This window comes from Frateuria sp. (genome assembly GCF_013362045.1).
Classification (GTDB): domain Bacteria; phylum Pseudomonadota; class Gammaproteobacteria; order Xanthomonadales; family Rhodanobacteraceae; genus Frateuria_A.
This window is the reverse complement of the sequence record NZ_JABFWW010000235.1, coordinates 1-6651: the sequence shown is the minus strand read 5'-3', so window position 1 is coordinate 6651 and position 6651 is coordinate 1. Positions and strand designations below refer to the sequence as shown.

The 6651-nt window shown below is 70.7% G+C and carries 7 protein-coding genes and 1 pseudogene; 6 read left to right on the top strand and 2 right to left on the bottom strand.

Annotated features, from left to right (window positions below; translation table 11 throughout):
- A pseudogene (locus tag HOQ08_RS11395) lies at positions 1-179 on the bottom strand (nucleoside-diphosphate sugar epimerase); the annotation flags it as partial.
- A 136-nt stretch (positions 180-315) separates the two neighbouring features.
- On the opposite strand from HOQ08_RS11395, the gene HOQ08_RS11390 reads away from it, so the two are divergent.
- Both HOQ08_RS11390 and HOQ08_RS11385 read left to right on the top strand, forming a co-directional pair.
- Positions 316-921, top strand: a complete 606-nt coding sequence (locus tag HOQ08_RS11390) for a malonic semialdehyde reductase (RefSeq protein WP_291194723.1) — start codon at positions 316-318, stop codon at positions 919-921.
- A 24-nt stretch (positions 922-945) separates the two neighbouring features.
- The gene (locus HOQ08_RS11385; RefSeq protein ID WP_291194720.1) at positions 946-1524 is read left to right on the top strand and encodes a YceI family protein; all 579 of its coding nucleotides are present in this window, start codon (positions 946-948) and stop codon (positions 1522-1524) included.
- 74 nt (positions 1525-1598) lie between these two features.
- Here HOQ08_RS11385 and HOQ08_RS11380 read toward each other — a convergent pair whose 3' ends face one another.
- Positions 1599-2864: a Yip1 family protein gene (locus tag HOQ08_RS11380; RefSeq protein ID WP_291194715.1), complete on the bottom strand. Its 1266-nt coding sequence runs from the start codon at positions 2862-2864 to the stop codon at positions 1599-1601.
- A gap of 246 nt (positions 2865-3110) precedes the next feature.
- Here HOQ08_RS11380 and HOQ08_RS11375 point away from each other — a divergent pair, with 246 nt between their 5' ends.
- The 4 genes from HOQ08_RS11375 (at position 3111) to HOQ08_RS11360 (ending at position 6618) form a co-directional block, all read left to right on the top strand.
- Positions 3111-3317: a zinc-finger domain-containing protein gene (locus HOQ08_RS11375; protein WP_291194712.1), complete on the top strand. Its 207-nt coding sequence runs from the start codon at positions 3111-3113 to the stop codon at positions 3315-3317.
- Between the two features lie 87 nt (positions 3318-3404).
- Complete coding sequence (locus tag HOQ08_RS11370; RefSeq protein ID WP_291194709.1) at positions 3405-4529, top strand: glycosyltransferase; 1125 nt, start codon at positions 3405-3407, stop codon at positions 4527-4529.
- A 63-nt stretch (positions 4530-4592) separates the two neighbouring features.
- Positions 4593-5864 carry an O-antigen ligase family protein gene (locus tag HOQ08_RS11365; protein ID WP_291194706.1) on the top strand — a complete coding sequence of 424 codons (1272 nt, stop codon included), beginning with the start codon at positions 4593-4595 and terminating at the stop codon, positions 5862-5864.
- Positions 5857-6618 (top strand): glycosyltransferase family 2 protein, encoded by a 762-nt coding sequence (locus HOQ08_RS11360; protein WP_291194703.1) that lies wholly within the window; start codon positions 5857-5859, stop codon positions 6616-6618. Before HOQ08_RS11365 ends, HOQ08_RS11360 begins: the two co-directional genes overlap by 8 nt.
- Positions 6619-6651: the final 33 nt, after the last annotated feature.

The window sequence follows — 6651 nt, the reverse complement described above, 5'->3', positions numbered from 1 at the left end:
GGCAGGGCCAGCCGCCCGCCCAGGATCAGCCGCGGCGCGAACCACGACCACGGCGCGCGCGCGTCGAGCACCAGCGGGCGCACCGGCATGCCCAGCCGCTCGGCCAGGGCCAGGGCCTGGCGCTGGTTGCCGGCGGCATGGTCGGTGATCGCCCAGCACTCGTCGCGCGGCGTGCTCACGAAGTCGCAGCCCAGGCGATTGTTGACGGATTTTGCACGCTCGGTTCCCCTTTCGACGCCCGACCACCCGCCGCCTTGGGCTTACACATGCGGATCGACCGCGCCGGATGGCGCGCCATCACGCCAAAGGATACCCATGAGCGAAGTGCTTTCCGAGGCCGCCCTCGACCAGCTGTTCCGTACCGCGCGGACCTACCGCCGCTCGGCCGAGGCCTGGAGGGACGTGCCGGTCAGCGATGCGCAGCTGCACGCGATCTACGACCTGGCCAAGCTCGCGCCGACCAGCGCCAACGCCTCCCCGGCCCGCTTCGTGTTCGTGCGTTCGCGCGAGGCCAAGGCCAAGCTGGAGCCGGCGCTGGACCGCGGCAACCTCGCCCAGACCATGGCCGCGCCGGTGACGGTGATCGTCGCGGCCGATCACGCCTTCTACGAGCACCTGCCGCGCCTCTACAAGGAATCGCCCGACGCGATCGGCTGGTTCGCCGGCAAGCCCGAGGCGATTGAAGCCACCGCCTTCCGCAACTCCAGCCTGCAGGGCGCCTACCTGATCATGGCGGCGCGCGCGCTGGGGCTGGACTGCGGTCCGATGTCCGGCTTCCGCAACGCGATGGTCGACGAGGCGTTCTTTGCAGGCACGCAGGTGCGCTCCAACTTTCTCGTCAACATCGGCTACGGCAATCCCGCCGTGCTGCGGCCGCGCGAAGAGCGCTTCGCGTTCGATGAAGCCTGCCGCATCGTCTGACAGCAGCCCCCCAGGAGTTTTTCCATGCGCACACTCAAAGTTCTCGCCTTCGCCGGCCTGCTCGCCGCCGCCACCATCGCCCAGGCGGCGCCGGCCACCTACACGCTCGACCCGCACCACACGATGGTGCTGTTCAGCTGGGGCCACTTCGGCTTCTCCCATCCCACCGCGGAACTCGGCCTGGGGCAGGGTACGCTGACCTTCGACCCGCAGCACCCGGAGCAGGCGAAAGTGGAAGTGACGCTGCCGATGTCGGGGCTGGACACGCACGTGCCGGCGCTGAACGAGCACCTGGCCAAGCCCGATTTCTTCGACTCGGCCAAGTACCCACAGGTGACCTACAGGAGCACCAAGGTCGAGCCGGTCGGCAAGGACCGGTTCCGCGTCACCGGCGACCTCACCGTGCATGGCGTGACCCACCCGGTGGTGCTCGACGCCACGCTCAACCGGATCGGCAAGCACCCGATGAGCGGCAAGCCCTCGATCGGCTTCGACGCCACCGGCACGCTCAAGCGCTCGGACTTCGGCGTGTCGGGTTACGTGCCCAACGTGAGCGACGAGATCAGCCTGCACATCACCACCGAGGGCTCGGTCGCCAAGTAGCCCAGCGGCCGGCCGAAAAGAAAAAGCCCGCGTCACTGGCGCGGGCTTTTTTGTGTGGCGCGGGAAGTGGCGCGTCAGTGCTGCGCCACGCCCTCGTTCTTCATGGCCTCGAGCTTGGCGATGTCGACGCTCGCCACAGCCTGCTTCAGGTCGTCGATGCTGCTGGCGTTGCCGTTGGCCTTGACGGTGAAGCGCTGGCCCACCACCACGCTGTACTCGCCGTTCTTGGACTGGTCGTCCCACGATTCGTGGGTGAGCCGGCCATCGGCGGTGTAGGTCTTCTCGTAGCCGTGGTCGGTGCTTTTTTCCTCTTCCGGCGCCATCGCGCCGGCCATCGCCATCAGGCCCTTGGCGGTGCCCATGTCGGTGACTTCCAGGGTGAGGTTGCGGCCGTTGCCGTCGCCGTACTCGGCATGCGCCTCGGTGACCTGCATGCCCATCGCGTTGGTGCGCTGGGCCGAGCTGCCGGTGCGCTTGAGGCCGAGCAGGGTATCGGGCAGGAAGGCCTTGACCTGGTCGGTGGAGAGCGCCTGCACGGTGCCGTCGTTGCCCATCGCCGCACCCATCATCTTGCCCATCGCCGCCTGCTGCGCGGCGCTGTCGCCGGACTTCTGCGCGGCGTCCAGTTCCTTGCTGGCCTGTTCGGCGCGTTGGCCCATGGCGGCAAGCTTGCCCAGCGCGCTGTTGGGATCGACCGTGACGTTGTCGCCGCTGGCGCTGCCCAGGTGAACGCCGCTCATGGCGGCGCCGGTGTAGGCGGCGGTACCGATCACGCCGGCGACGATCAGGCCGACGATCCAGCTCAGCACGATGGCGATGACCACGGACAGCGCCGTATAGCCGCCGGCCTTCTCGGGCGGACACTTCATGGTGAAGGGCAGGCCCACGTAAAGCAGGTAGATCGAGTAGATGCCGCCGGCCAGGGCGATCAGCCAGCCGATCCATGGAATGATCACCGCGATGCCGGCGATCCACGCGGCGGTCCACGAATAGGCGACGGTCTTCAGCGCCTGCACCATGTCCTTCTGGCCGTTGAAGGTGCCGGCCAGCGCATTGATGATCAGCGCCATGACATAGGCCACCGCCAGCGAGAGCAGGTACTGCAGCACCATGCCGCCGATGCCGGCGCCGACCGGCGTGCGCACCACCACGCCGAGGAAACCGGTGCCGATCAGGCTGCCCTTGATGAAGCCGGCGATCGCCGGCAGCGCGGCGATCCAGATGATGTAGCTGGTGTACAGGCCGCCGATGCTGGCCGGTTCGGCGGCGGCGACCGGCCACTCGGTCCTGGGTGAGGCGAGGATGGCTTTGGCGCGCGCGATGGTCTTTCCGAAATCCATGGTTGTCCCCTTGGCACAGGATGGTCCCGCGACGGACGCCCTGGGCGGGATCGCGGCGCTCAGCCTGGCCGCCGCCCTCCACGGTCGTCCCCCTGGCGCCACCCCGTCCCCCGCGGGCGCCGCCGGCGCACAGTTGAGGCCAACTGGGCCGCGAAGTCCAGTGGGTTCTGCAGGCGTCCCGGCGGGCGTTGCCGGCGGCGCGCCCTGCTACCATGCACGGTTTCGAAGTCTTTCCTGGAGCCTGCCATGCCGCGCCCCCTGCCCGAGGCCGCGCCGATCCCGGCGAATGCCGAAAATCGTTACGAAGTGACGCGCAAGGACCTGCCGCTGTCCTGCCCGACGCCGGCCATGTCGCTGTGGAACTCCCATCCGAAGGTCTACCTGCCGATCGTCGAGGACGGCGGCGAGTCCGTCTGTCCCTACTGCGGCGCGCATTACGTCCTGCGCGACTGAGCCGGCCTTCCGGCGGCGGCCGGTTTGCCGGCGGATCGGCATGATCGCTGCTTGTCCTTTTGGATGAAGGCCACTCAACACCCCCTCATGTCTGCCGTCGTCACCCCCACCCGGCGTCTGGTCGTCGTCCAGCTGATCCCGGCGCTGCATTCGGGCGGGGCGGAGCGTTCGGTGCTGGAGGTGGCGCGAGCCCTGGTGGCTGCCGGGCACCGCTCGGTGGTGGTCTCCGCCGGCGGCCGCCTGGTCGGCCAGCTGGAGGCCGAGGGCAGCGAACACGTCACCCTGGACGTCGGCGCCAAGTCGCCGCGGACCCTGCTGCGCATCGGTGCGCTGCGGCGGCGCCTGCGCGAGCTTGCGCCGGACATCGTGCACGCCCGCTCGCGCCTGCCCGCATGGCTGGCCTGGTGGGCGCTGCGTGGCCTGGCGCCGCGGCCGCACTTCGTCACCACCGTGCACGGGTTGAACTCCCCGGGCGTCTACAGCTCGATCCTGTTGCGCGGCGAGCGGGTGATCGCGGTGTCGCAGACCATGCGCGACTACGTGCTCAGCCATTACCCGTGGCTGGACCCGGCGCGGGTGCGGGTGATCCCGCGCGGCATCGATCCGGAGGCGTTCCCCTACGGCCATCGCCCCGACGATGCCTGGCAGAGGGCCTTCTTCGCCGAATTCCCCCAGCTGGCCGGCGCGCCGCTGCTGACCCTGCCCGCCCGCGGCACGCGGCTGAAGGGCCACCACGAGGCGATCGAACTGGCCGCCGAGCTCAAGCGCCGCGGCATCGAAGTGCGGCTGCTGCTGCTGGGCGTGATCGAGCCCGGCCGCGAGGCCTACGTGGAGGAGCTGCGGCGGCTGATCCGTGAGCGCGGCATCGAGGCGCAGGTGGTGCTGACCCCGCCGCGCAACGACATACGCGACATCTACGCGATGTCCGCGCTGGTCCTGCAGCTGTCGACCAAGCCCGAGTCGTTCGGCCGCACCGTGGTCGAGGCGCTGTCGCTGTGCCGCCCGGTGCTCGGCTACGCCCACGGCGGCGTCGGCGAGTTGCTGGCCGAGCTGTACCCGGCCGGCCGCGTGCCGCTGGGCGACCGCGAGAAGCTGGTCGAGCGCGCGGCCGAGCTGCTGCGCGTGGCGCCGCCGATTCCCATGCTGCAGAGCTACCGCCTGTCGGACATGCAGCAGGCGGTGCTTGCCCTGTACGGCGAAGTGGCGGACTGACCGGCTCTACTGTTCCGGCAGAAAGTCCGCAAAGCGCCGCGGCCGCTCCCCTACAATGCGGCGATGCCACTCGCCCGCGCCCTCGTCCATACCCTGCGCTCGCCGCTGCTGCCGTTCTGGCTGGTGATCGCGCTGTTGCCGTTCGGGCGCAGTTCGGAACTGGGTACGGCGCTGTGCCTGGTCGGCGCGGTGCTGCTGCTCGTGCGCCACCCGCGGGCATGGCGCGGGCAGGCCGGGGTGCGGCTGCTGCTGGGCTTGCTGGCCTGCTACATCGGCGCGGCGCTGCTGTCGGCGATCGACGCCGTGGTGCCCGGCAAGAGCTGGAGCACGACGGCCGGCCTGCTGCGCTACCTGCCGCTGGGCCTGTATGCCTGCCTGGTGGTCCGCCAGGAAGGCCGGTTGCGCGCGCTTTATTTCGGCGTGGCCGCAGTGCTGGCGGTATGGGTCGTCGATGCCTGGCTGCAGGCGCTCACCGGCTGGAGCCTGGGCGGCCACGCCGAGGCGCAGCGCATCTCCGGCATCTTCGGCGCGGACAACCTCAAGCTCGGGCCCACCCTTGCCGTGCTCGCGCCTTTCGCGCTGTGGGCGGCGCGCGAACGCTGGGGCCGCGTGGGTCTGGCGTTCGCCTTGCTGGTGCTGCTGGGGCCGGTGCTGCTGGCCGGTTCGCGCGCGGGCTGGCTGTGCTACGGCCTGGCCGCGCTCGCCTTTGCCTGGCGCGAGGCGGGCGCGGCGCGGCGCTTCGCATGGTGGTGCGGGCTGGGCGTGCTGCTGGTAGCGCTCGCCGGCGCGCTGGCATGGCGCACGTCGGTGCGCTTCCACGAGCGGATGGAGCGGACGCTGGCCGTGCTGGCGGGCAACGAGCAGGGCCTGGACGAGGCGCTGACCGGCCGGCCAGCGATCTGGCGCGCAAGCGTGCGGATGATCGCCGACCATCCGTGGAACGGCGTGGGCGTGCGCGATTTCCGTTACGCCTACCCGGACTATGCGCCGGCCAACGACCATTTCCTGGTCGCCGAGGCCTGCGGCGTGGGCGAGGGCGCCTGCCATGCGCACCAGCTGGTGCTGGAAGTGCTGACCGAGACCGGCGCGGCCGGCCTGCTGCTATGGCTGGCCGGCGTCGCACTGGCGGCGCGCGCGTGGCGCCGGGTCGGTGCGGCGGCGCGTGCGCGCGCCTTTCCGGTGAGCGTGGCCCTGGGCGTCATGCTGTTCCCGCTCAACACCCATCTGGCCTTCTACTCGGCCTGGTGGGGATTGCTGTTTGCCTGGCTGCTGGGGCTGTGGTGCGCGGCCCTTTACGCCGACGGCCAGGTGCCGGCAGGGCAGGCGCGTGGCTGAGCCGCTGTCGGCCGTCGTCACCACCTACAACAGCGCTGGCACGCTGGAGGCCTGCCTGGCCTCGGTGGCCTGGGCCGACGACATCCTGGTGCTCGATTCGGGCTCGTCCGACGCCACCGTGGCCATCGCGCAGCGCCACGGCGCGCGCGTGCAGATGCAGCCGTTTGCCGGCTACAGCGCGCAGAAGCAGGCGGCGATCGACCTGGCCCTGCACCGATGGGTGCTGCTGCTGGATTCGGACGAGGCCCTGCCGCCTTGCGCGGCGGAAACCGTGCGGCGCACGCTGGCCGCGCCCGCCTGTGCGGGCTATCAGCTCTGGCGGCGCGAGTGGGTATTCTGGCGCTGGCAGTCGCCGCGCGCGCGGCTCAACCATTACGTGCGGCTGTTCGATCGCGAGCGTGCGCGCATGAGCGGGCACAGCGTGCACGAGGCCGTGCGCGTGGATGGACCGGTCGGCGTGCTGGAGGTCGTGCTCGATCATTACGGCGAGCCGGACATCGCCGGCCGCGTGGACAAGGCCAACCGCTACTCCTCGCTGCAGGCCGCCGAAGACGCGCGTCGGCGCCACGCCCGCCTGGGCTGGCGCATGGTGGCCTACCCGAGCGTCGCGTTCCTGCGCTACTACCTGCTGCGCGGCCATTGGCGCGCCGGCTGGGCGGGATTCATCGCCGCGCGCGTGCATGCGTTCTACGCGTTCCTGAAGTACGCCAAGCTGCACGAGGCGCGCATGCGCGCGCGCCGGCCGCCAGGCTAGCCGCGGCTCGCGTCCGGGCCGCGGGTGGCGGCC

Bases quoted from the DNA above. Each gene is read 5' to 3' on its own strand.
- HOQ08_RS11390 (WP_291194723.1), top strand. From the start codon at position 316: ATGAGCGAAGTGCTTTCCGAGGCCGCCCTCGACCAGCTGTTCCGTACC.
- HOQ08_RS11385 (WP_291194720.1), top strand. From the start codon at position 946: ATGCGCACACTCAAAGTTCTCGCCTTCGCCGGCCTGCTCGCCGCCGCC.
- HOQ08_RS11380 (WP_291194715.1), bottom strand. From the start codon at position 2,864: ATGGATTTCGGAAAGACCATCGCGCGCGCCAAAGCCATCCTCGCCTCA.
- HOQ08_RS11375 (WP_291194712.1), top strand. From the start codon at position 3,111: ATGCCGCGCCCCCTGCCCGAGGCCGCGCCGATCCCGGCGAATGCCGAA.
- HOQ08_RS11370 (WP_291194709.1), top strand. From the start codon at position 3,405: ATGTCTGCCGTCGTCACCCCCACCCGGCGTCTGGTCGTCGTCCAGCTG.
- HOQ08_RS11365 (WP_291194706.1), top strand. From the start codon at position 4,593: ATGCCACTCGCCCGCGCCCTCGTCCATACCCTGCGCTCGCCGCTGCTG.